The 23252-nt window shown below is 72.6% G+C and carries 21 protein-coding genes and 1 pseudogene; 14 read left to right on the top strand and 8 right to left on the bottom strand.

The window, feature by feature from the left end:
• The first annotated feature begins 53 nt into the window (after positions 1-53).
• The 5 genes and pseudogenes from ACIRQ9_RS38085 to ACIRQ9_RS38065 form a co-directional block, all read left to right on the top strand.
• Positions 54-632: a TetR/AcrR family transcriptional regulator gene (locus ACIRQ9_RS38085; protein ID WP_404184653.1), complete on the top strand. Its 579-nt coding sequence runs from the start codon at positions 54-56 to the stop codon at positions 630-632.
• A 213-nt stretch (positions 633-845) separates the two neighbouring features.
• Positions 846-1526 (top strand): ABC transporter permease, encoded by a 681-nt coding sequence (locus ACIRQ9_RS38080; RefSeq protein WP_404184650.1) that lies wholly within the window; start codon positions 846-848, stop codon positions 1524-1526.
• Positions 1523-2194 carry an ABC transporter permease gene (locus ACIRQ9_RS38075; protein WP_404184647.1) on the top strand — a complete coding sequence of 224 codons (672 nt, stop codon included), beginning with the start codon at positions 1523-1525 and terminating at the stop codon, positions 2192-2194. The genes ACIRQ9_RS38080 and ACIRQ9_RS38075 overlap by 4 nt, the downstream gene beginning before the upstream one ends.
• On the top strand, positions 2191-3132 hold the full coding sequence (locus ACIRQ9_RS38070) for an ABC transporter substrate-binding protein (protein WP_404184644.1): 942 nt from the start codon (positions 2191-2193) through the stop codon (positions 3130-3132). Before ACIRQ9_RS38075 ends, ACIRQ9_RS38070 begins: the two co-directional genes overlap by 4 nt.
• 154 nt (positions 3133-3286) lie before the next feature.
• Positions 3287-3466: pseudogene (locus ACIRQ9_RS38065) on the top strand (hypothetical protein); the annotation flags it as partial.
• Between the two features lie 54 nt (positions 3467-3520).
• Here the strand turns inward: ACIRQ9_RS38065 and ACIRQ9_RS38060 are convergent.
• From ACIRQ9_RS38060 to rhaI, 7 genes are all read right to left on the bottom strand, one after another.
• Positions 3521-4675, bottom strand: coding sequence for a betaine/proline/choline family ABC transporter ATP-binding protein (locus tag ACIRQ9_RS38060; protein ID WP_404184641.1), 1155 nt, complete (start codon positions 4673-4675; stop codon positions 3521-3523).
• A gap of 53 nt (positions 4676-4728) precedes the next feature.
• On the bottom strand, positions 4729-5388 hold the full coding sequence (locus ACIRQ9_RS38055; RefSeq protein ID WP_404184638.1) for a lactate utilization protein C: 660 nt from the start codon (positions 5386-5388) through the stop codon (positions 4729-4731).
• On the bottom strand, positions 5385-6863 hold the full coding sequence (locus ACIRQ9_RS38050; RefSeq protein ID WP_404184635.1) for a LutB/LldF family L-lactate oxidation iron-sulfur protein: 1479 nt from the start codon (positions 6861-6863) through the stop codon (positions 5385-5387). The genes ACIRQ9_RS38055 and ACIRQ9_RS38050 overlap by 4 nt, the downstream gene beginning before the upstream one ends.
• Complete coding sequence (locus ACIRQ9_RS38045) at positions 6860-7615, bottom strand: (Fe-S)-binding protein (protein ID WP_404184632.1); 756 nt, start codon at positions 7613-7615, stop codon at positions 6860-6862. The genes ACIRQ9_RS38050 and ACIRQ9_RS38045 overlap by 4 nt, the downstream gene beginning before the upstream one ends.
• A 71-nt stretch (positions 7616-7686) precedes the next feature.
• Positions 7687-9132 carry a rhamnulokinase family protein gene (locus tag ACIRQ9_RS38040; protein ID WP_404184629.1) on the bottom strand — a complete coding sequence of 482 codons (1446 nt, stop codon included), beginning with the start codon at positions 9130-9132 and terminating at the stop codon, positions 7687-7689.
• A complete protein-coding gene (locus ACIRQ9_RS38035) occupies positions 9129-11168 on the bottom strand; it encodes a bifunctional aldolase/short-chain dehydrogenase (RefSeq protein ID WP_404184626.1) in 2040 nt (679 codons plus the stop codon). Before ACIRQ9_RS38035 ends, ACIRQ9_RS38040 begins: the two co-directional genes overlap by 4 nt.
• A 141-nt stretch (positions 11169-11309) precedes the next feature.
• Positions 11310-12470 (bottom strand): L-rhamnose isomerase, encoded by a 1161-nt coding sequence (rhaI, locus tag ACIRQ9_RS38030; protein ID WP_404184623.1) that lies wholly within the window; start codon positions 12468-12470, stop codon positions 11310-11312.
• A gap of 255 nt (positions 12471-12725) precedes the next feature.
• Here rhaI and ACIRQ9_RS38025 point away from each other — a divergent pair, with 255 nt between their 5' ends.
• The 9 genes from ACIRQ9_RS38025 (at position 12726) to ACIRQ9_RS37985 (ending at position 22056) form a co-directional block, all read left to right on the top strand.
• Positions 12726-14243, top strand: a complete 1518-nt coding sequence (locus ACIRQ9_RS38025; protein WP_404184620.1) for a sugar ABC transporter ATP-binding protein — start codon at positions 12726-12728, stop codon at positions 14241-14243.
• Positions 14244-14271: 28 nt separating this feature from the next.
• The gene (locus ACIRQ9_RS38020; protein ID WP_404184617.1) at positions 14272-15345 is read left to right on the top strand and encodes an ABC transporter permease; all 1074 of its coding nucleotides are present in this window, start codon (positions 14272-14274) and stop codon (positions 15343-15345) included.
• Positions 15338-16315, top strand: coding sequence for an ABC transporter permease (locus ACIRQ9_RS38015; RefSeq protein WP_404184614.1), 978 nt, complete (start codon positions 15338-15340; stop codon positions 16313-16315). The genes ACIRQ9_RS38020 and ACIRQ9_RS38015 overlap by 8 nt, the downstream gene beginning before the upstream one ends.
• Positions 16316-16438: 123 nt before the next feature.
• The gene (gene rhaS / locus ACIRQ9_RS38010) at positions 16439-17518 is read left to right on the top strand and encodes a rhamnose ABC transporter substrate-binding protein (RefSeq protein ID WP_404184611.1); all 1080 of its coding nucleotides are present in this window, start codon (positions 16439-16441) and stop codon (positions 17516-17518) included.
• Positions 17519-17535: 17 nt separating this feature from the next.
• A complete protein-coding gene (locus ACIRQ9_RS38005) occupies positions 17536-17856 on the top strand; it encodes an L-rhamnose mutarotase (protein ID WP_404184608.1) in 321 nt (106 codons plus the stop codon).
• A 253-nt stretch (positions 17857-18109) separates the two neighbouring features.
• Entirely contained in the window at positions 18110-19135 is a 1026-nt protein-coding gene (locus ACIRQ9_RS38000) for a LacI family DNA-binding transcriptional regulator (protein WP_404184605.1), read from the top strand.
• A gap of 97 nt (positions 19136-19232) precedes the next feature.
• Positions 19233-20534: an alpha/beta fold hydrolase gene (locus tag ACIRQ9_RS37995; protein WP_404184602.1), complete on the top strand. Its 1302-nt coding sequence runs from the start codon at positions 19233-19235 to the stop codon at positions 20532-20534.
• A gap of 125 nt (positions 20535-20659) precedes the next feature.
• The gene (gene sigJ / locus ACIRQ9_RS37990; RefSeq protein WP_404184599.1) at positions 20660-21553 is read left to right on the top strand and encodes an RNA polymerase sigma factor SigJ; all 894 of its coding nucleotides are present in this window, start codon (positions 20660-20662) and stop codon (positions 21551-21553) included.
• An 89-nt stretch (positions 21554-21642) separates the two neighbouring features.
• Positions 21643-22056: an NAD(P)H-binding protein gene (locus tag ACIRQ9_RS37985; RefSeq protein WP_404184596.1), complete on the top strand. Its 414-nt coding sequence runs from the start codon at positions 21643-21645 to the stop codon at positions 22054-22056.
• Here ACIRQ9_RS37985 and ACIRQ9_RS37980 read toward each other — a convergent pair.
• Positions 22050-23132, bottom strand: coding sequence for an aldo/keto reductase (locus ACIRQ9_RS37980; RefSeq protein WP_404184593.1), 1083 nt, complete (start codon positions 23130-23132; stop codon positions 22050-22052). The genes ACIRQ9_RS37985 and ACIRQ9_RS37980 overlap by 7 nt on opposite strands.
• Positions 23133-23252: the final 120 nt, after the last annotated feature.

Below are 23252 nucleotides of genomic sequence, written 5' to 3'. Positions count from 1 at the left end.
CCCTGTAGACCGATCGGTTTCCCCGTGGGCGGTCGCGCGGTAACCTCGGGGTCATGGCCACCACCGACAAGGCGTCACCCCGTGACCGGCTGCTCGAAGCGGCCGCCGAGCTCTTCTACCGCGACGGCGTCTCCGTCGGCGTCGAGGCGCTGTGCCGGTCGGCCGGCGTGTCCAAGCGCTCGATGTACCAGCTCTTCGACAGCAAGGACGAGATGCTGGCCGCCAGCCTGGAGCGGCGCAGGCCCTGGTACGAGGCCCAGCTCACGCCCGCCGACGGCGCGGGCGCGCCGGCCACGCCGCGGGAGCGGGTCCTGTACGTCTTCGAGCGGCTGGCGAAGGGCTCCGCGACCCCCGGCTACCAGGGCTGTCCGTACCTCGCCGTCCTGGTCGAGCTGAAGGATCCCGCGCACCCGGCGAGCAGGGTGGCCCGGGACGTCAAGGACCGGCTGGAGGGCTTCTTCCGTGAGCAGGCCGGCCAGGGCGGCGCCGCGGACCCGGCCGTCCTCGCCCGGCAGTTGATGCTGGTCTTCGACGGCGCCAGCGCGCGGGCCGGCGCCCGCATCGAGCACCTGGACGACGGCCTGGCCGCGGGAACGGCGGCGGCGCTGATGGACGCCGGCGGAATGGCGTAACCCCCCCCGCGCGGCCGCCCTCGACACCGCGGCCGGGCCCCGGTCGCGGTGTCGAGGGCGTAGGGCCCGGTCGGCGAGCCGGGACGCGGGGGCCGTCGGCCGACGCCGACGCGAGCCCCGGAAGGCGGCGCCCGCCAGGGCTGTCGCCGGTTCGCGCCCCCGGACGGGTCAGCACAACGTGCCGGGACGCGGCCCGGCCGATGCAATGGACGCGTGACCGCGCCGCCCGACGACTGCCTCGCGCGCAACGAGTGGATCTGCGGGGCCTACCTGAGCAGCCGCCGCCAGATCCTCCTCGACGCGGTCGGCCAGCACCTGCGGCTCACCGTCGTCTCGGTGCTCATCGGCCTCGCCATCGCCGTCCCGCTGGCCGTGCTGGCCCGCCGCTGGCGCTGGTCCGCCGCGCCCGTCCTCGGCGTCACGACGATCCTCTACACCATCCCGTCCCTGGCGATGTTCTCCCTGCTCCTGCCCCTCTACGGCCTCTCCGCCACCCTCGTGATCGCCGGACTGGTCCTCTACTCGCTCACCCTGCTCGTCCGGAACATCCTGGCGGGCCTGCGCGCCGTTCCCGAGGAGACCCGGCAGGCCGCCCGCGGCATGGGCTACGGACCGGTCCGCCTCCTGCTCACCGTCGAACTGCCGCTCGCCCTGCCCGCCGCGATGGCCGGACTGCGCATCGCCACCGTCTCGGCGGTCTCCTTGGTCACCGTCGGCGCGATCGTCGGCTTCGGCGGACTCGGCAACCTGATCTACGCCGGCATGAACACCTACTTCAAGGCCCAGGTGCTCACCGCCTCCGTCCTGTGCGTGGTCATCGCCGTCGCCGCCGACCTGCTGCTGCTCGGCGTGCAGCGGCTGCTCACCCCGTGGTCCCGGGCGGCCCGCGCATGACCACGCTCTCCGACGCCTGGGACTGGCTCACCGACGCCGCGCACTGGGCCGGCGACGACGGGATCGGCCACCGGCTGCTCCAGCACCTCGTCCTCACCGCCGTCTGCCTCGTCATCAGCTGCGCCGTCGCCCTGCCGGTCGCACTCGTCCTCGGCCATCTCGGCAGGGGCGGCGCGCTCGCCGTGAACATCTCCAACGTCGGCCGTGCCGTCCCCACCTTCGCCGTCCTGGTCCTGCTGCTCCTCACCCCGGTCGGCCGCTGGGGCGAGGGCCCCACGGTGGTGGCCCTCGTGCTGTTCGCCGTACCGCCGCTGCTCACCAACGCCTACGTCGGCATGCGCGAGGTCGACCGGAGCGTCGTCCGGGCGGCCCGCGGCATGGGGATGACCGGCCGGCAGATGCTGTTCCGCGTCGAACTGCCGCTCTCCCTGCCCCTGCTCCTCAACGGCGTGCGGATCGCCGCCGTGCAGCTCGTGGCCACGGCGACCATCGCGGCACTGGCGGGCGGCGGAGGCCTCGGCCGGATCATCACCGCCGGGTTCAATCTGGCCAGCACCCCCCAGGTGGTCGCCGGCGCGATCCTGGTCGCCGCCTTCGCGCTGGTCGTGGAGGGCGTCTTCGAACTCGTCGAACGGCTCGGCCCGGCCTGGGCACGGGGCGCGCGGTGAGGTCCCGTACGGCGGTACCGGCCGCGCTGCTGCTCACCCTCACCGCCTGCACCACCGGCCCCTCCCTGGAGAACCGCGGCGAGGTGACCGCACCGCCGGGCGACAGCCGGCACCTGACCGTCGGCTCGGCCGGCTTCACCGAGAGCGACCTGCTCGCCCAGATGTACGCCCAGTTGCTGAACCAGGCCGGCTACCGGACCTCCCTGATCACCGTGGCCAACCGGGAGATCTACGAACCCGCCCTGGAGTCCGGGCAGATCGACGTCGTCCCGGAGTACGCGGCCACGTTCGCCGACTGGCTCAACGCCAAGGCCAACGGCCCCGACGCCCCGCCCGTCGGCTCGCCCGACCTCGACGCCACGATGAAGGCACTGCGCCGCCTCGCCGCACCCCGCGGCCTCACCGTCCTGGACCCGGGACGTGCGGTCGACCAGAACGCCTTCGCGGTCACCGCCGCCTTCGCCCGGGAGCACCACCTCAGAACACTCGGCGACCTCGGCGCCTCGGGCCTGCCGGTACGGCTGGCCGCGGGCGACGAGTGCGTGCAACGGCCGTACTGCGAACCGGGACTGAAGAAGGTCTACGGGATCGACATCACCGGCATCGACCCGAAGGGCGTCGGCACCACCCAGGCCAAGCGGGCCGTGCAGAGCGGCCAGGACCAGATGGTGCTGACCACCACCACGGACGCGACCCTCGGCCAGTTCGGCCTGGTCCTGCTCGCCGACGACAAGCACCTGCAGAACGCCGACTACGTCGTCCCGGTCGTCAACCGCGCGCGGGCCGGCGGCGAGGGCGCCACGAAGGCGCTCGGCAAGCTCAACGACGTCCTGACCACGGCCGACCTGGCCGCCATGAACCAGCAGGTCGACGGCTGGCGGCGGCTGGCCCAGGACGTGGCCCGGACGTACCTGCGGGACAAGGGCCTGCTGAAGTGAGGTCCGGGGCGCGTTGTCCGTGCCGGGCGGTACGTTCCGGGCCATGGGGATCCATCTGGTGAGTGTCGCGGCGGGGGACCCGCGGCGCACCAGTTCCTCGTCGAGGGCCGAGGCGACGGCGCCCCGGCCGCCCTCCTCCTCGTCGAACGCGCTACCCGAGGCGTGCGACAACCTCGACCTGACGACGTGGTTCCTGGAGGGCGAGGCCGAGAAGACCGCCGCCGCCCGTCCCGGCCCGTGGGCCGAGGACCTGGACACCGCCTTCTCCGTCGCGCTGTACCTGCGGGCCGCCCAGCACTCACTGCGCCGCGGCTGCCCCGTGACGTACAGCTGACCGCCCGCCGGACGACGGGCGGCCAGGCGTCGGAGACCGGGGGACGGGAAAAGGTCAGGCGTCGGAGACCGAGTCGAACGGGACCTGGCCGCGTGCGACACCCCGCGCGTCCGCGTCCACCGAACGGCGCAGCGCCTCGTGCAGCTTGGCCGGGGTGAGCACGCCGAGGAAGCGCGAGCCGTCCAGGACCGCGACCCATCCCGCGTCGTACTGGAGCATCACACCGAACGCCTGCTTCAGCGGGGCGCCGACCGGTACCCACGCGGTCATCCGGTGTGCCAGGTCCCCGACGGTCCCGCCCGCCGCCAGCTCCTCCCCTCCCACCCAGCCGTGCAGGTCGCCCCGTTCGTCCAGGACCACCGCCCACCGCGCCCCCTCGGCCCGCAACCGCGCCGCCGCGCTCTGCGCGGACTCGGCCGGGCGGGCGACCGGCGGCTGCTCCAGGTCGTCCGGCTGGATCTCGGTCACCGACAGCCGTTTCAGCCCGCGGTTGGCGCCCACGAACCCGGCGACGTACGGCGTGGCGGGCGTCCCCAGCACCGCACCCGGCGTGTCGTACTGCTCGATGCGGCCCTGCCCGTACACCGCGATCCGGTCGCCGAGCCGCACCGCCTCCTCGATGTCATGGGTGACCAGCAGCACCGTCTTGCGCACGGCCGCCTGCATCCGGAGGAACTCGTCCTGCAACTGCTCCCGCACCACCGGGTCGACGGCGCCGAACGGCTCGTCCATCAGGAGCACCGGAGGATCGGCGGCGAGCGCGCGGGCCACCCCGACCCGCTGCCGCTGGCCGCCGGAGAGCTGGTCCGGATAGCGCGGACCGAACGTCCCCGGGTCCAGACCCACCAGGTCGAGCAGTTCGGCGGCGCGCTCCCGGGCCCTGGCCCGCTTCCAGCCGAGCAGCGCCGGGACGGTCGCGGTGTTGTCGAGGACGGTGCGGTGCGGGAACAGGCCCACCTGCTGGATGACGTACCCGATCCGGCGGCGCAGCCGGACCGGGTCGACGCCCGCGATGTCCTCGCCGTCCACCAGGATCCGGCCGGAGGTCGGTTCGATGAGCCGGTTGACCATCATCATCGTGGTGGTCTTGCCGCAGCCGGACGGACCCACGAGAGTGACGAGTTCACCCTCGCGGACCTCGAAGGAGAGGCCGTCCACGGCGGTCGTGCCGTCCGGATACCGCTTGCTGACCTGCTCGAACCGGATCATTCCCTCACGCTAGCCGCGCCCTTTGCGGCCCGCGCGCCGAAGCGGCGGCAGGTCTACGGGGCCGGCTCGGCGTCCGTCCGCCCGGCGCCGACGAGCACCACCTCCAGCGTGCGCGGGCCGTGCACCCCCTCGACCCGGTCCAGTTCGATGTCGCTGGTCGCGGAGGGCCCGGAGATCCAGGTCAACGGGCGCGCGGGGTCGAGGCGTTCGAGTGCCTGCGGTACGGAGGAGACGACCTGGTCGGGAGTCCGGACGACGCAGATGTGGTGGTCGGGGACGAGGGTGATGCGGCGGCGGCCCTGGTCGGGGCCGCCGTCCAGGACGATCGTGCCGGTCTCGGCGACGGCCAGCGCGCATCCGGTGACGACGCTGTCCACGGCGTCCAGGTCGTGTGCCGTGTCGGTCGCCCGGTCGGGGACCCGTTCGGGCCCGGCCGCCGGCAGCCACTCCGGCGGCAGCGCGGCAGGCACCAGCACCCGCCGCGACCCGCGGGTGGCGAGCAACCGGGCGATCAGATCCGGCAGTTCGGATTCCGTGCATCGGTGGACGAGGGCACGGTAGTCTGCGAGGTTCTCCGCCAGCAGATCCACCGTCCCGGTATCGCCGCGCTGTCCGTGCTCGCGCAGATAGGTCCGCTCGATCGGTGTCTCCGTGTCCGGCACGTCGGCCAGCGCGCGCCGCACCCGGCCCAGGATCCTTTCCCTGCTGCTCACTTGGCGTCGTCCTTTCCGCCGTTCGTCCGCTGCCACCAGTCCCGGAACGGCTCCGCCGGTACGGCCGGCAGGTCCCGCGTCCCGGTCCACGCCCGGCCGGGACCCGGCAGCGTACGCGGGTGGAGGCGACGGCTGCGGGAGGCGAGCCGCTGGCCCGCGCGCAGGGCGGCCGGGTGCGCGAACGCCCAGCGGGCCGCGCGCATCGCCGCCCGTTCGGCCGCGTGTCCCCTGGCGGGCTTGAGCAGGACCTTGTTCCCGCCGCGGACCGCCGCACCGCCCTCCACGACCCGCTCCCGCAGGTGCACCAGCACCTCCGGGATGTCGATGGCGACCGGGCACACCTCGTAGCAGGCCCCGCACAGCGACGACGCGTACGGCAGCGAGGCGTCGATCGCGCTCGCCGTCCCGCGCAGCTGCGGGCTGAGGATCGCGCCGATCGGACCGGGGTAGACCGAGCCGTAGGCGTGCCCGCCGGCCCGCTCGTACACCGGGCAGACGTTGAGGCAGGCGGAACAGCGGATGCAGCGCAGCGCCTGGCGGCCGACCTCGTCGGCGAGGGTGTCGGTGCGGCCGTTGTCGAGGAGCACCAGATGGAACGTGCGCGGGCCGTCCCCGTCGGTGGTGCCGGTCCACGTCGAGGTGTACGGGTTCATCCGTTCGGCGGTCGAGGAACGGGGGAGGGTCTGCAGGAAGACCTCCAGGTCCCGCCAGGTCGGGACGATCTTCTCGATGCCGACGACCGAGATCAGCGTCTCGGGGAGGGTGAGGCACATCCGGCCGTTGCCCTCGGACTCGACGACCACCAGGGTGCCGGTCTCGGCGACCATGAAGTTGGCGCCCGAGACCCCGACCTTGGCGCGCAGGAACTTCTCGCGCAGGTGCAGCCGGGCCGCCTCGGCGAGCTCGGCCGGGGTGTCGGTGAGGCCGTCGGGCGCGGGGCGGCCCCAACTGCCCATCTCACGCCGGAAGATGTCCCGGATCTCGCCCCGGTTGCGGTGGATCGCCGGGACCAGGATGTGCGAGGGCCGGTCCTTGCCCAACTGCACGATCAGCTCGGCGAGATCGGTCTCGTAGGCCCGGATTCCCGCGGCCTCCAGGGCCTCGTTCAGCCCGATCTCCTGCGTGGCCATCGACTTGACCTTGACGACCTCGGTCTCACCGGTCTCCTTGACCAGGTCCGTCACGATCCGGTTGGCCTCCTCGGCGTCGGCGGCCCAGTGGACCGTGCCGCCGGCCGCCGTCACGGCCTCCTCCAACCGGACCAGGTAGCGGTCGAGGTGACGGAGTGTGTGGTCCTTGATCTGTCGGCCCGCCTCGCGCAGCGCGTCCCAGTCGGACAGCTCGGCGACGGCCCGGGCCCGCTTGGCCCGGATGGTGTGCGTGGCATGGCGCAGATTCCCGCGCAGCACAGGGTCGTTGACGGCCTCGTGCGCGGCCTGCGGGAAGGCCGGCATCCCCAGATAGGTTCCGCTCATGCCGCCGGCTCCTCCTCGGTGCTCGCCAGGATCTCCGCGAGGTGCACCGGCCGCATGGCCGTCCCGAGCCGGGTCATCGTCCCGCCGATGTGCATGAGGCAGGAGTTGTCCGCCGCGCACAGCACCCGCGCGCCCGTCGACTCCGCGTTGCGGACCTTGTCGGCGCCCATCGCCGCCGACACGTCCGCGTTCTTGACCGCGAACGTCCCGCCGAACCCGCAGCACTCCTCGGCGCCCGGCAACTCCACGAGGTCCAGCCCCCGCACCGCCTCCAGCAGCCGCCGCGGCCGGTCTCCCAGCCCCAGACTCCGCAGGCCGTGACAGGTCGGGTGATAGGTCACCCGGTGCGGGTACCAGGCGCCCACGTCCGTCACCCCGAGGACGTCCACCAGGAACTCGGTCAGCTCGTACGTCTTCGGCACCACCGGCGCCAGCACGGCCGCGAGCTCCCCGCCCCGGCCCTCCGCCCTCGCCCGTTCACCCAGCCGCGGATACAGCTCCCGCACCATCGCCCCGCACGACCCCGACGGCGTCACGATCGCCTCGTACTCCCCGAAGACATCGGAGAAGTGCCGGGCCAAGGGCTCCGCCTGATGCCGGTAGCCGGTGTTGTAGTGCGCCTGCCCGCAGCACGTCTGGCCCATCGGGAAATCGACCTCCACACCCAGCCTGGACAGCAGCTTCACTACCGCACGGCCGGTGTCCGGATACAACGTGTCGTTGACGCAGGTCAGGAACAAGGCGACACGCATCGCGGCTCCTAGAGGTCGATCATCCGATGAGTGCAGGGTAGTGGGCCGGTGCGATGCGCGGGAGCCCCGCTTCACCGGGTGGCGAGTCGTGTCTCGGCGGCGGCCCAGCGGGCGGTGTCGCCGCGGGGCTCGTAGCGGGCGAGGGGCTGCGTCCTGGCGAGGAGCCGGCGCATGCCGGCGAGGTCGCCGGCCAGGCCGTGGGCGCGGGCCTGGACCAGGACGTTGCCGAAGGCGGCCGCCTCCGCGGGGCCGGCCACCACCGGCAGCCCGCAGGCGTCGGCGGTGAGCTGGCAGAGCAGCGTGTTGCGGGCGCCGCCGCCCACCACGTACACCGTGTCCACCGGGTGGTCGGCGAGCCGCTGGGCGTCGCTGACCGCCCGGCGGTGGGCGAGCGCCAGGGAGTCGAGGATGCACCGGGTGATCTCACCGGGGGTCCCCGGCACCGGCTGCCCGGATGCCCGGCACGCCTCGCCGATCCGCTCCGGCATCCGGCCCGGGGCCAGGAACTCCGCGTTCCCCGCGTCCACCACCGAACGCAGGGCCGGCACGGCCGCCGCGTCCCGCAGCAGGCCGCCCAGCTCCGGGCCGCCCCAGGTCCGCACGCACTCCTGCAACAGCCACAGCCCCATGATGTTGCGCAGGTAGCGGACCGTGCCGTCCAGGCCCAGTTCGTTGGTGAAGTTGGCGGCCCGGCTCTCCTCGGTCAGCACGGGCGCGGCCAGTTCGAGGCCCGCCAGCGACCAGGTGCCGGTGCAGATGTACGCGAACCGTTCACCGGCGGCCGGTACGGCGGCCACCGCCGAGGCGGTGTCGTGCGAGCCGACGGCGGTCACCGGCACCGGTCCGGTGAGCCCCGCCTCCTCCAGCACCTCGGGACGCAGCAGTCCGGCCGGGTCCCCGGGCCGCCGCAGCGGCGCGAACAGCCCGAGGTCGATCCCCGCCCGGTCCGCCACCTCGGCTGACCAGCTTCGTGTGCGGGGGTCGATCAGCTGGGTGGTGGAGGCGTTGGTCAGCTCGGTGCCCTGTTCGCCGGTCAGCCAGTACGACAGCAGGTCGGGGACGAGCAACAGCCGCTCGGCGCGGGCGAACTGGGCGCTCGACCGGGCCGCCACCAGTTGGTACAGGGTGTTGAAGGGCGCGTACTGGAGTCCGGTGTTGGCGTACAGCTCCGCCGCCGGCAGGGTCGCCCACAGCTTCTCGGCGACGCCTTCCGTGCGGGCGTCGCGGTAGTGCACCGGATTGCCGAGCAGCGCGCCGTCGGCGTCCAGCAGCCCGTAGTCCACGGCCCAGCTGTCGATCCCGACGGAGTCCACCTGCCCCGCGGCCCGCAGCCCCGCCAACACCCCCGCGTACAGCGCGAGTACGTCCCAGCGCAGTCCCTCCGGCAGCCGGACGGGCTGGTTCGCGAACCGGTGCGCCTCGGTCAGCTCCAGCGAGTCCGGCCCCACCCGGCCAACCATGACCCGTCCGCTGGACGCGCCGAGGTCGACCGCGGCGTAGGACTTCGGGCCGGTCATCGCAGGAACGCGGCCGCCACACCCGCGTCGACGGGCACGTGCAGCCCGGTGGTGTGGGTCAGCTCCCCGCCCGTCAGCGCGAACACCGCGTTGGCCACGTGCTCGGGCAGCACCTCCCGCTTGAGGATGGTCCGCCGCGCGTAGAACTCGCCCAGCTTCGCCTCCTCCACCCCGTACACGGCGGCCCGCTGCGCTCCCCAGCCGCCCGCGAAGATGCCCGAACCCCGCACCACGCCGTCGGGGTTGACCCCGTTGACCCGGATGCCGTGCTCGCCCAGCTCCGCCGCGAGCAGCCGCACCTGATGCGCCTGGTCGGCCTTGGCGGCCGAGTAGGCGATGTTGTTCGGCCCGGCGAACACGGCGTTCTTGGAGGCGATGTAGACGATGTCGCCGCCAAGGCCCTGGGCGGTCATCACCCGGGCCGCCTCCCGTGACACCAGGAAGGAGCCGCGGGCCATGATGGCGTGCTGGAGGTCCCAGTCCCTCGCCGACGTCTCCAGCAGCGGCTTGGACAGGGAGATCCCGGCGTTGTTGACGACGAGGTCGACCCCGCCGAAGGCCAGGACGGCCGCCCGGAAGGCGGCGGCGATCTGCTCCTCGTCGGTCACGTCGACGGTGACGGCGACGGCCCGGTCGGACCCGCCGAGTTCCTCCGTGACGGCGGCGGCACGCTCGGCGTCGAGATCGGCCACGACGACGCAGGCGCCTTCGGCGACGAGCCGGTGCGCGATCGCCCTGCCGATCCCGCTGCCGGCCCCCGTCACCAGGGCCACCCGGGTCGCCAGGGCCTTGGGGGCGGGCATCCGCCGGAGCTTGGCCTCCTCCAGCGCCCAGTACTCGATGCGGAACTTCTCCGACTCCTCGATCGGCGCGTACGACGACACCGACTCTGCACCGCGCATCACGTTGACCGCGTTGACGTAGAACTCGCCCGCGACCCGGGCCGTCTGCTTGTCCTTGCCGAAGCTGAACATGCCGACGCCGGGCACCAGGACGATCGCCGGATCGGCGCCGCGCATGGCGGGGGAGTCGGGCAGGGCGTGCCGCCGGTAGTAGGCCGCGTACTCCTCGCGGTACGCCGTGTGCAGCTCCCGCAGCCGGGCGACGGCCTCGTCGAGGGGCGCGGTGGGCGGCAGGTCGAGGACGAGCGGCCGTACCTTCGTCCGCAGGAAGTGGTCCGGGCACGAGGTGCCCAGCGCCGCGAGACGCGGATGCTCGGATCGGGCCAGGAAGTCGAGGACCGTCTCGGAGTCGGTGAAGTGCCCGACCTGCGCACGGTCCTGGGAGGCGACGGCACGGACGTACGGCGCGAGGGCGGCCGCCCGCTCCCGCCGCCCGGCCTCCGGGAGCGCGCCGTACCCCTCGACGACGGGCCCGAAGGGCTCCGCCCTGCCGCGCTCGGTGAGGAAGGCCTCGGCGGTGCGGATGATGTGCAGCGAGTTGCGTTCGCACTCCTCGGAGGTGGCGCCCCAGGCGGTGATCCCGTGGCCGCCCAGGACGCAGCCGATCGCCTCCGGGTGGGCGGCCTGCACGGCCGCGATGTCCAGCCCCAGCTGGAAACCGGGCCGCCGCCACGGCACCCACACCACCGTGTCCCCGAAGCACTCCGCGGTCAGTTTCTCGCCGTCGGCGGCGCAGGCCAGCGCGATCCCGGAGTCCGGGTGGAGGTGGTCGACGTGCGGGGCGTCCACGAGCCCGTGCATCGCGGTGTCGATGGAGGGCGCGGCCCCGCCCCTGCCGTGCAGGCAGTAGTCGAAGGCGCCGACCATCTCGTCCTCGCGCTCGACGCCCGGATAGACGCCGGCGAGCGCCCGGAGCCGGTCGAGCCGCAGCACGGCGAGACCGGACCCGGTGAGGGTGCCGAGATCCCCGCCGGACCCCTTCACCCACATCAGTTCGACGTCGCCGCCGGTGACGGGATCGGTGCCGGTGCCCTTGGCGGAGGTGTTCCCGCCGGCGTAGTTGGTGTTCCGCGGATCGGCGCCGAGCCGATGGGAACGGGACAGGAGAGCGGCCGCTTCGGGATGGCTGGTCATGAGGGTTCCTGATGTCTCGATGTACGGCGGAAGGACGCGTCCGTCGAGGACGCGGGGCTGTGGCGATGTGCGGCCCCGCCGCGCGGGCGTGACCGGCCGCGGCGGACCCGGGGTCCGCGACTCACACGTCCCGGCGGACGCTCACGCACCCCACCCCGCCTGCTGCCCGCCCACCCGCTCGGCGACGATCCGCTCGGCCCATCCGGACCGGCGGTACGCCGCGAGCGGGTCGGGGTCCAGTCCCATCTCGTCCCGCACCTCGCGCAGCAGCGGGCGCACGTCCGTGTCGTACGCGTCCATGAGCACGGCGTTCGCGCCGAGCACGTCCCCGGCGGTCTGGGCGGCGGCCAGGGCCTCGCGGTCCACCAGCAGGGCCTTCGCGGTGGCCTCCTGCACGTTCATCACGGAGCGGATGATCGCCGGGATCTTCGCCTCGATGTTGTGGCACTGGTCGAGCATGAAGGCCACCTCGGAGGTGAGTCCGCCGCCGCCCACGACCTCGCACATGATCCGGAACAGCTGGAACGGGTCCGCCGCCCCGACCATCAGGTCGTCGTCCGCGTAGAACCGCGAGTTGAAGTCGAAGCCGCCGAGCTTCCGCTCCCGCAGCAGCGTGGCCACGATGAACTCGATGTTGGTGCCCGGCGCGTGGTGCCCGGTGTCGACCACCACCTGTGCCTTCGGGCCCAGTTTGAGGCAGTGCGCGTAGGCGGTGCCCCAGTCCGGCACGTCGGTCGTGTAGAAGGCCGGCTCGAACAGCTTGTACTCCAGCAGCATCCGCTGCCCCTCGCCGAGGCGCGCGTACACCTGTGCCAGCGCTTCCGCGAGCCGGTCCTGGCGGGCCCGGATGTCGTCCTGCCCGGGATAGTTGGTGCCGTCCGCGAACCACAGCTTCAGATCGCGCGAGCCCGTCGCGTCCATGATGTCGACGCAGTCCAGCAGATGACCGACGGCCTTGCGGCGCACCGCCGGGTCCGGATGGCAGACGCTGCCCAGCCGGTAGGCGTCGTCCTGGAAGGTGTTGGAGTTGACCGTCCCCAGCCCGAGCCCCCGCTTCTCGGCGTGCTCGGCCAGGTCCGCGTAGTCGTCCACCGTGTCCCAGGGGATGTGCAGGGCCACCGTCGGCGCGATCCCGGTCACCGCGTGGACCTGGGCCGCGTCGTCCAGCTTCTCCTTCACCGTGCGCGGCACGCCCTGCTGGGCGAACACCTTGAAACGGGTCCCCGAGTTTCCGTACGCCCACGACGGCGTCTCGACGGCCTGGGTCTTCAGCGCGGTCTTCACCGCGGCGAGGTCGGTCACGTGGGAGCTCCTGGAGTCCGAGCGGTGAAACGATTCAGAACGGCAAAGTATGAGCCCTCCGGGGGAGTGTCAAGCACTCCGGCCGACCCGATTGTCCGTAACCCAGTCGTGACCGGGGATCAGGGAAACTTTTCGACACGGACCCATTGACGTGACATGCCCGTGGTGCCTACGGTCCCGGCAATCCAGTTGAAACCTTTCACGACGCCGTGGGGTCGGTGCCGACCGCCACGCGGGTGTCGTCGAGGAGCCTCCATGACCCACCCGTCCGACACGGGACCGGCCCCGGTGCTGGCACTGAAGGACGTCTCCAAGTCCTTCGGCGCCGTCCGCGCCCTGCGGGACGTCTCCCTGGAGCTGTTTCCCGGCGAGGTGCACGCCCTCGCCGGCGAGAACGGCGCGGGCAAGTCGACGCTGATCAAGACCCTCGCCGGGGTGCACCGACCGGACGCCGGCCAGGTGCTGCTCGACGGCGAGCCCGTCGTCTTCCACGGCCCCGGCGACGCCCGCGACGCCGGGATCGCCGTCATCTACCAGGAACCCACGCTCTTCCCCGACCTCTCGATCGCCGAGAACATCTTCATGGGCCGTCAGCCCCGGCGCGCGCTCGGCCGGATCGACCACAAGGCCACCCGCGCGGCCACCGCCGCCCTGATGAAGCGGCTCGGCGTCGCACTCGACCCCGACCGCCCGGCCCGCGGCCTGTCGATCGCGGACCAGCAGATCGTGGAGATCGCCAAGGCGCTCTCCTTCGACGCCCGGGTCCTGATCATGGACGAGCCGACGGCGGCCCTCACCGGCAGCGAGGTCGCCCGCCTCTTCGGTGTCGTGCGCACCCTGCGCGAGAACGGCGCCGCCGTGCTCTTCATCTCCCACCGGCTGGAGGAGATCTTCCGGATCTGCGGCCGGGTCACCACCCTGCGGGACGGCGCCCGGATCGCCAGCGAGCCCGTCGAGGGCATGACCGAGGACGACCTGGTGCGCCGGATGGTCGGCCGCGACCTGGACGAGCTGTACCCCAAGCAGGACGTCCCGGCGGGTGAAGTCGCGCTCTCGGTACGGCGGCTGACCCGCGAGGGCGTCTTCACCGACGTCTCCTTCGAGGTCCGCGCCGGCGAGATCGTGGGCCTGGCCGGACTGGTCGGCGCCGGCCGGACCGAGGTCGCGCGGGCCGTGTTCGGCGTCGACCGCTGGGACGCGGGGGAGGTGGAGGTGCGGGGCCGCAGACTGACGAACGGCGCCCCCTCCACCGCGATGGCCGCCGGACTCGCCCTGGTCCCCGAGGACCGCCGCGCCCAGGGCCTGGTGATGGACATGTCCATCGAGCGCAACATCGGCCTGACCGGACTGCGCACGACCGCCCGGGCCGGTCTCGTGAACCGCGGCGCCGAGCGCAGCCGCTCCCTCGACTGGGCGGTGAGGCTCCAGGTGAAGTACGCCCGGATCGCCGACACCGTCAACACGCTCTCCGGCGGCAACCAGCAGAAGGTGGTCCTCGCCAAATGGCTGGCGACCGGGCCGCGGGTGCTGATCGTCGACGAGCCGACCCGGGGCATCGACGTCGGGACGAAGGCCGAGGTCCACCGGCTTCTCGGCGAGCTGGCGGCCGACGGGGTCGCCGTCCTGATGATCTCCTCCGACCTGCCCGAGATCCTCGGCATGGCCGACCGCGTGCTGGTGATGCACGAGGGCCGGATCACCGCCGAGATCCCGCGCTCCGACGCGACCGAGGAAACCGTGATGGCCGCAGCGACCGGGAGGGCCGCCGCATGACGACCAGCCCCGTGGGGAGGGCCGCCGCATGACGGTGACCACCTCCGGACAGACCTCCGTCGCCGAGGCGCCCGAGTCCAGCGGGACCCGGCTCGTCGACCGCGTCTTCAGGATGCGCGAACTCGCCATCCTGGCCGTGTTCCTGGTGATGATCGCCGTCACCCAGGCCGGCAACAGCCAGTTCCTCTCCCAGCAGGGCATCAAGGACCTGCTCCTGAACGCCACCATCCTGGTGCTGGTCGCCACCGGCCAGTCCCTGGTGGTGATCACCCGCAACGTCGACCTGTCGGTGGGCTCGACGCTCGGCATCACCGCCTTCGCCGCAGGCGACTACCTGCACGGCGGCGGCAGCACCGTCGTCGCGATCGTGCTGGCCGTCCTGCTCGGCGTCGGCTGCGGCCTGCTCAACGGCCTGCTCGTCAGCCTCGGCCAGGTGCCCGCCCTCGTCGTCACCCTCGGCACGCTCTACGTCATCCGCGGCGTCGACTCCATCTGGGTCGGCTCCCGGCAGATCACGGCCGCCGATCTCCCCGGCGGATTCAACGACTTCGGCTCGGGCGGGCTTGCGGCGGTGCCCTGGCTCGCGCTCATCGCGCTCGCCGTCCTGGTCGCCACCGCCTACTACCTCAAGCACTTCGGCAGCGGCCGGGAGCTGTACGCCCTCGGCTCCAACCCGGAGGCCGCCCGGCTGGCCGGCATCCCGGTGCGCCGGCGGATCCTCACCGCCTACACCTTCTGCGGCGCCCTCGCGGGTCTCGCCGGCGCCATGTACCTGGCCCGCTTCGGCAACGTCGACTCCGGCACCGGCAACGGCTACGAACTCACCGTCGTCAGCGCCGTGGTGGTCGGCGGCGTGGTCTTCACCGGCGGCTCCGGGAGCGTGTACGGCGCCGCGCTCGGCGCGCTGCTGCTGACCTCCGTCAACAGCGTGCTGCCCGCCCTCGGGGTCAGCTCCGTGTGGGTGCTCGCCATCAACGGCTTCCTGCTGCTGCTCGCCATCGCCGTCGACCGGGTCGTGGCGCTGCGGGTGGCGGCCGCGCTGAAGAAGAAGTCGGCCCTCAAGAGGACCGCGACCAGCAAGGAGAGTGCCGGCCATGCCTGAGTCCCTGACGCGTGCGGTTCGCTGGGACACCGTCGTCGGCGCCCTGCTGATCGTCCTGCTGCTGTTCTCCTTCGGCTTCGTCGACGGCTTCGGCAACGCTCTCAACCTGTCGTTCCTGATCGGCAACACGCTCCCGATCGCCCTGGTCGCGCTGCCGATGACGCTGCTGGTGGTGGCCGGTGAGATCGACCTGTCGGTGGCCTCCACCGCCGGGCTCTCGGGCGCGGTGATGGGCCGGCTCTGGAACGAGGGCATGGCGATCGAGACGATCATCCCGCTGTGCCTGCTGCTGGGCGTGGCCTGCGGACTGGTCAACGGGCTGCTGGTGACCCGGCTCGGCCTGCCGTCGCTGGCCGTCACCATCGGCACGCTCGCGGCCTACCGGGGCGTCGCGCAGATCGTGCTCGGGTCGGACGCGGTCACCGACTTCCCCACGCAGTACCTCGACTTCGCGGCCGGCCGGCTCGGCGACACGTTCCTGCCACGGGCCTTCCTGCCCTTCCTGGTGCTCCTCGTGATCGCCGTGGTGGTGCTGCACGCCACGCCGTTCGGGCGGTCGCTGTTCGCGGTCGGCGCCAGCGAGGAGGCGGCGCGGTTCGCCGGGATCCGGGTGAAGCGCAACAAGCTGGTCCTGTTCGTCGTCACCGGCCTGATGGCGTCCCTGACCGGGGTCTTCTGGGCGCTGCACTACGCCAGCGCGCGGTACGACAACGCGACGGGCCTCGAACTGAGCGTCGTGGCGGCGGTGTTGCTGGGCGGCATCGACTTCGACGGCGGCCGGGGGACGCTCGGCGGCGCGATCGCGGGGGTGTTCCTGCTCGGGGCGCTCCAGAACGTGATGAGCCTGCTGAATGTCTCCGCGCAGTCCCAGATCGTCGTCACCGGCGTGCTGCTCGTCGTCTCGGTGCTGGGCCCGAGGGTCGCCCGGCAGATCGCTCTCGCCCGGTACAAGGCCGCCAAGGCCACCTGAATCACCGTGAGTCGGGTGTGATCGACCGCGCCCGCGCGGCGCAGCCGCACCCGCACCGCAGTCCCGCGCCCCGAAAAGGAACACGGGCGCGTCCTCGTCGCTCCCACTGCCAAAGGAACCGCCATGCGCAAGTCATCCCTCCGGCGTGCCTGCGTCGCTCTCGCCGCCGTCTCGGCCCTCTCGCTCGCCGCCACCGCCTGCGGCGGCACCACCAAGAACAACTCCGGCGGCGACGACAAGGCCGCCACCTCCACCGCCAAGGCCGATCCGAACGCCGCCCTCAAGAAGGGGCTGACCGTCGGCTTCCTGCCCAAGCAGGTCAACAACCCCTACTTCACCTCCGCCGACAAGGGAGGCGAGAAGGCGCTCACCGAACTGGGCGGCACCTACAAGGAGGTCGGGCCCTCCAGCGCCACCGACACCTCCGGGCAGGTCTCCTACGTCAACACCCTCACCCAGCAGCAGGTGGACGCCATGGCCGTCTCCGCCCAGGACCCCGGCGCCCTGTGCACCGCGCTCAAGCAGGCCATGAGCAACGGCATCAAGGTCGTCACCTACGACTCCGACACCAACGTCGGCTGCCGCAACGCCTTCGTCTCGCAGGCCAGCGCCGAGGACCTCGGCCGCACCGAGGTCCAGCTCCTCGCCGAACAGATCGGGTACAAGGGCGAGATCGCGATCCTGTCCGCCGCGCAGACCGCGACCAACCAGAACACCTGGATCGGGTTCATGAAGGAGGAGCTGAAGGACCCGAAGTACAAGGACGTCAAGCTGGTCAAGGTCGCCTACGGCAACGACGACGCCCAGCAGTCCTTCCAGCAGACCCAGGGCCTGCTCCAGCAGTACCCGAACCTCAAGGGCATCATCTCCCCGACCACCGTCGGCATCAAGGCGGCCGCGCAGTACCTGTCCGGCTCCAAGTACAAGGGCAAGGTCGAGCTGACCGGTCTCGGCACCCCGAACGACATGCGCAAGTACGTGAAGAACGGCACCGTCGAGGGCTTCGAGCTGTGGGACCCGGCCAAGCTCGGCGACCTCGCCGCCCGCACCGCCGTCGCGCTCGCCTCCGGGCAGATCACCGGCAAGGAGGGCGAGACCTTCAAGGCCGGCGGCACCACGTACACCATCGGCAAGGACGGCGTGATCAACCTCGGCAAGCCGACCGTGTTCGACGCCAAGAACATCGACCAGTTCAACTTCTAGTCCGTCAGGGGGCGTTGATGCAGCGGGTGTGTTTCCTCCTCAGGGTCCGCGAGGACCGCGTCGCCGAGTACCGCGAACGCCACGCCGCCGTGTGGCCGCGGATGCGCGAGGCGCTCTCGGCCACCGGCTGGCACAACTACTCGCTGTTCCTGCGCGACGACGGCCTGCTGGTCGGCTATCTGGAGACGGAGGACTTCGAGGCCGCCCGCGCCGGCATGGCGGCCACCGAGGTCAACGCCCGCTGGCAGGCGGAGATGGCACCCTTCTTCGTCGCACCGGACGGCGCCCGGCCCGACGAGGCGATGACACCGCTCACCGAGGTGTTCCACCTCGCCTGACCACCGGCGCACCGACCCGGTCCTCGCACCGGTCGGGCGGCGCCTGGCCACCGCGTCCGGGGCCTCCGGCACACCGCCGAAGCCGCTGGGCGACGGCGGTGTGCCGGACGCCCGGGGCGCTGCCCGTGGCCGGCCTCGCCCGGTCCGGCGGGCCCGGGCCGGTGTGCGCGTCATGTCGTAATGTGAAGCCCTTCCGGATGTGCCCCTCCCCGCCGCGGAGGCGCCGTCCACGGTTTTCTGGAGGTCTCGCCCGATGGCCCAGTCGGTGGGTATCAAGGACGTCGCCCGCGCCGCCGGAGTCTCGGTGGGCACGGTCTCCAACGTCATCAACCGCCCGGAGTCCGTCGCCGGCGAGACCCGGGCGCGGGTGCAGTCGGCGATCGAACGGCTCGGGTACGTCCGCAGCGAGTCCGCGCGCCAGCTGCGGGCGGGCCGCAGCCGGATCATGGGTCTGCTCGTCCTCGACATGGGCAACCCCTTCTTCGTGGACGTGGCCCGCGGCGCCGAACGCGCGGCGCGGCAGGCCGGGCTCGGCGTGATGGTCTGCAACAGCGCCCAGAACGCCGGCGAGGAGGCCGACTACCTCGCGCTCTTCGCCGAGCAGCGGGTGCGCGGCGTCCTGCTCACCCCGGCCGACGCCACCGGCCGCAACATCGCGGCCTTCCGCCGGCACGGCATCCCCTTCGTGCTGGTCGACCGGGTCGCCGAGGGCACCACCGAGTGCTCGGTCAGCGTGGACGACGTGGCCGGCGGCGCGCTCGCGGTCCGGCACCTCGTCGACGCCGGACACCGGTCCATCGCCTACGTCAGCGGGCCTCCCGGGCTCAACCAGGTCCGCGACCGGCGCACCGGCGCGCTCAACGCCCTCGCCGAGGCGGGGCTGGGGCCCGACGCGCTGCGCGAACTGCCGACGGAGCGCCTGGACGTCGCGGCGGGCCGGGACGCGGGGGCGCGACTGCTCGGGCTCGCGGACCGGCCCACCGCCGTGTTCTGCGCCAACGACCTGCTCGCCCTCGGTGTCCTGCAGTCGCTGTACGCGGCCGGGGTGGTCGTCCCGGACGACCTGGCGATCGTCGGCTACGACGACATCGAGTTCGCCGCCGCGGCCGCCGTCCCGCTGACCTCGGTCCGCCAGCCGGCCATGACCATGGGCGCGATGGCCGCCGACCTGCTGCTGGAGGAGACCGAGGAGCGCGACGGGCAGGCGGCGCACGAGCACCGCCGGGTGGTGCTCCAGCCGGAACTGGTGGTGCGCCGCTCCAGCCTCGCCGCCCGCTGATCGGTTGTTCAGTAACGATTTCATGATCCCGGGCGCGGCGCGGCCCCGTACGTGTGCTGAACTGGGTCGCGACCATCCGTCCGTCACGGGAGATACGTTGAGCCTCAGCTATCGCCAGCCCGGTGTCGTCCTCACCGACCACCACTTCACCGTCCCGCTGGACCACGCCGACCCGGACGGCGAGACCATCGAGCTGTACGCCCGTGAGGCGGTCGCGAGCGAGCGGGCGGACGAGGAGCTGCCCTGGCTGCTCTACCTGCAGGGCGGCCCGGGATTTGGGGCGAATCGTTTCGTCGGACGTCAGGCCTGGCTCGACAGGGCCCTGCGGGAGTACCGCGTCCTCCTTCTCGACCAGCGCGGAACCGGCCGGTCCACCCCTCTCGGCCGCCAGACGCTGCCGCTGCGCGGCGGCCCGGCCGCCCAGGCCGACCACCTCGCCCGCTTCCGCGCCGACTCGATCGTCCGGGACTGCGAGGCGATCCGTCCCCGGCTCACCGGCGGAGCCCCCTGGACCACCCTCGGCCAGAGCTTCGGCGGCTTCTGCACGGTGACCTACCTGTCGTTCGCGCCCGAAGGCCTCGCGACCTCCCTCATCACCGGCGGCCTGCCGTCCCTGGACGCGCACGCCGACGACGTCTACCGCGCCGCCTACCCGCGCATCGAACGCAAGGTCGCCGCCCACTACGACCGCTACCCGATGGACGTCGAGCGGGTCCGCCGCATCGCCGAGCACCTCCTGGACCACCCGGTGGAGCTGCCCGGCGGCTACCGGCTCACCGTCGAGGCCTTCCAGTCCCTCGGCCTGATGCTCGGCATGAGCGACGGCAGCCACCGCCTCCACTTCCTGCTGGAGGACGCCTTCGTGCGCACCGCGGCCGGACCCGAACTCTCCGACGCCTTCCAGGAGCAGGTCCGGGCCCTGCTGTCGTACGCGGGCAACCCGCTCTACGCCCTCGTCCACGAACCGGTCTACGGCCAGGACAGCCGACCCACCGCCTGGGCGGCCGAGCGGGTGCGCGCCGAGTTCCCGCAGTTCGACGCCGCCAAGGCGCTGGCCGACGACGCCCCGGTGCTGTTCACCGGCGAGACGGTCCACCCCTGGATGTTCGAGACCGACCCGTCCCTGCGCCCGCTGCGCGAGGCCGCCGAACTGGTCGCCGCCCGCACCGACTGGCAGCCGCTGTACGACCCGGCCCGGCTCGCCGCCAACGAGGTCCCGGTCGCCGCCGCCGTCTACCACGACGACATGTACGTCGACGCCGGGCACTCGCTGGAGACCGCGCGGGCCGTGCGGGGCCTGCGCACCTGGGTCACCGACGAGTTCGGGCACGACGGCCTGCGCACCGGCGCCCCGCGCGTCCTGGACCGGCTCCTGGCTCTCGTCCGCGACGAGGTCTGAGCCCCGCGGCGGGGCACGCGGACGCGACCGGCGGACACCCGCTGTCCGCACCTCCTGGTAAGACGGTGTGCGGGGAGGGCGCCCGGCGACGGCCGGGCGCCCCGGCCGACGGACGGGGAGACGGGATGAACGACACGGAACTGCTGGCGGGCCGCTTCGAGGAGCACCGCGAGCGGCTGCGCGCGGTGGCCTACCGGATGCTCGGTTCGGTCACCGAGGCCGAGGACGCGGTCCAGGAGGCCTGGCTCAGGCTCGGCCGCACCGGGGCGGACGAGATCCGCAACCTCGGCGGCTGGCTGACCACGGTGACCGGCCGGGTCTGCCTGGACCTGCTGCGCTCCCGCACGGCCCGCCGCGAGCAGCCGATCGACGAGACGTTCGTCCCCGACCCGGTGGTCCGGCCGCTGTCCGAGGCGGACCCCGAACAGGAGGCGGTCGAGGCGGACTCCGTCGGGATCGCCCTGCTGATCGTCCTGGAGACGCTGGAGCCCGACGAGCGGCTGGCGTTCGTCCTGCACGACATGTTCGCGGTGCCCTTCGACGACATCGCGCCGATCGTGGAACGCGGCGCGGCGGCGACCCGGCAGCTGGCCAGCCGTGCCCGCCGCCGGGTGCAGGGCGTCGCCCCGTCGGCCGACCCCGACCTCGGCCGGCAGCGCCGTGCCGTGGAGGCCTTCCTCGCGGCCTCCCGAGACGGCGACTTCGAGGCGTTGCTCGCGGTGCTCCACCCCGACGTGGTGCTGCGCGTGGACTCGGGAGCGCTGGTGCGCGGCGCGGCCGCCTCCAAGGTGCTGCGCGGGGCCCGGTCGGTGGCCGAAGGGGCGTTCACCTTCCGGCAGTTCTCGGCCTGGTCGCGGACGGTGCTGGTCAACGGCACGGTCGGCGTGGTCACCATGCCCGAGGGGCGTCCGCTGTCGGTCTCGGCGGTCACCGTGATGGACGGCCGCATCACCGCGATGTACATCCTCGCCGACCCCGACCGGCTCGGCCGCCTGGACCTGCCCGCCGAGGCACGATGACATGTCCGCCGCCCGGCGGCGGGATGTCACACTCGCCGCCGCCGGCCCCCTCTCACAGGGCAGCAGTCCTCAGGAGAGGGGAAGAGCACGTGAACATCGTCGTATTCGGCGCGAACGGACCGACCGGCCGGCAGGTGACCGCGCAGGCGCTCGCCGAGGGGCACACGGTCACCGCCGTCACCCGCCGTCCCGAACGGTTCCCGGCCGGGGACGCGCGGCTGCGGGTGGCAGCCGCCGACGTCTTCGATCCGGCGGCGGTGTCACGCGCCGTCGCCGGGCACCGCATGCGGGCGGGCTACACCGGCCGGCGCGCCGGGGACCTGGACGTGCACTACCGCCGGGTCAACGGCGACGACGCGGCCGTGCTGTTCAGCGGCGACTCGCCGTACGCCGTGATGGTCATGGACCTCACCCCGGACGGCGACCGGGTCCGCGGCGTCTACGTGGTCACCAACCCCGCCAGACTCGGCCACGTACGGCCGGACGAGGACCCGGGTCAGTAGCGCGCGGTGCTGGCCAGCAGCGGCGGATAGACCGCGGTCGGCTCCCCGTCGACCGTGGCGCCCGCGTACTTGAGCATCGCGCCGACCTGGCGGTTGAGGTCGTGGGGGAAACCGAGGGCGGGCGCCGAGACCTCGTCCAGGCGGGCCGTCTGCTCCGGGGTCAGGCGTACGTCGAGGGCGGCGACGTTCGCCTCCAGGTGGCCGAGCGTGCGCGGGCCGATCAGCGTGGAGGTGACACCGGGACGGTTCTGCACCCAGGACAGCGCCACGGCGGCGGGGCTCGCCCCGGCCTCCTCGGCGACCGCGGCGAGTTCCTCGATCACGGTGAACTGGGCCTCACTGGGCCGCCCGAGGACCGCGGGCCGCCTGGCGTCGGCGGGTGCCGCCTGATCGCGGCGGTACCTGCCGGACAGGAAGCCGGACTTGAGCGGGCTCCAGGGCAGCAGGCCCATTCCGGCGTCCTCGGCCAGCGGGACCAGCTCGCCCTCGATGGTGCGCTCCAGCAGCGAGTACTCCATCTGCAGCGCGGTCACCGGCGTCCAGCCGCGCAGCAGCGCCGTGGTGTGGGCCTTGGCGGTGAACCAGGCCGGGGTGTCCGAGAAGCCGACGTACCGGATCTTGCCGGCCGTCACCAGGTCGTCGAGCGTGCGCAGGGTCTCCTCGACGGGCGTGGACCGGTCGTGGTTGTGCAGCCAGTACAGGTCGATGTAGTCGGTGCGCAGCCGGCGCAGTGACTCCTCCAGCTGGCCGACGAGGGCCTTGCGGCCCGCGCCGCCGCCGTTCGGGTCGCCGAGGTGGAGGTTGCCGTAGAACTTGGTGGCGAGCACCAGGCGGTCGCGCCGGCCGGGGTGGGCGGCGAAGTAGTCGCCGAGGATCGCCTCCGAGTGGCCGTTGGTGTAGAAGTTCGCCGTGTCGACGAAGTTGCCGCCGAGGTCGAGATAGGTCTGGAGGATCCTCTCCGCCTCCTCGACCGAACAGCCGAAGCCGCCGTCCTCGCCGAAGTTCATCGCGCCGAGGCAGAACGGGCTCACCTTGAGACCTGAACGGCCGAGGCCGACGTACGAGTCGAGTGCCATGTCATGCTCCCTGGTAGCTGGGCCGGGGAATCCGGCTCTTCGAGCAAACCAGCCTGAGCTGCGCGAACGTTAGAACGATCGCATCGAGGACCTGCACGATCCTCTCAGTACGATGTACGG

The sequence above is a fragment of the Streptomyces sp. NPDC101237 genome (assembly GCF_044767465.1).
GTDB classification, from domain to species: domain Bacteria; phylum Actinomycetota; class Actinomycetes; order Streptomycetales; family Streptomycetaceae; genus Streptomyces; species Streptomyces gramineus.
Note: the sequence above shows the minus strand (reverse complement) of the source record. Positions and strands in the feature narration are given on the sequence as shown.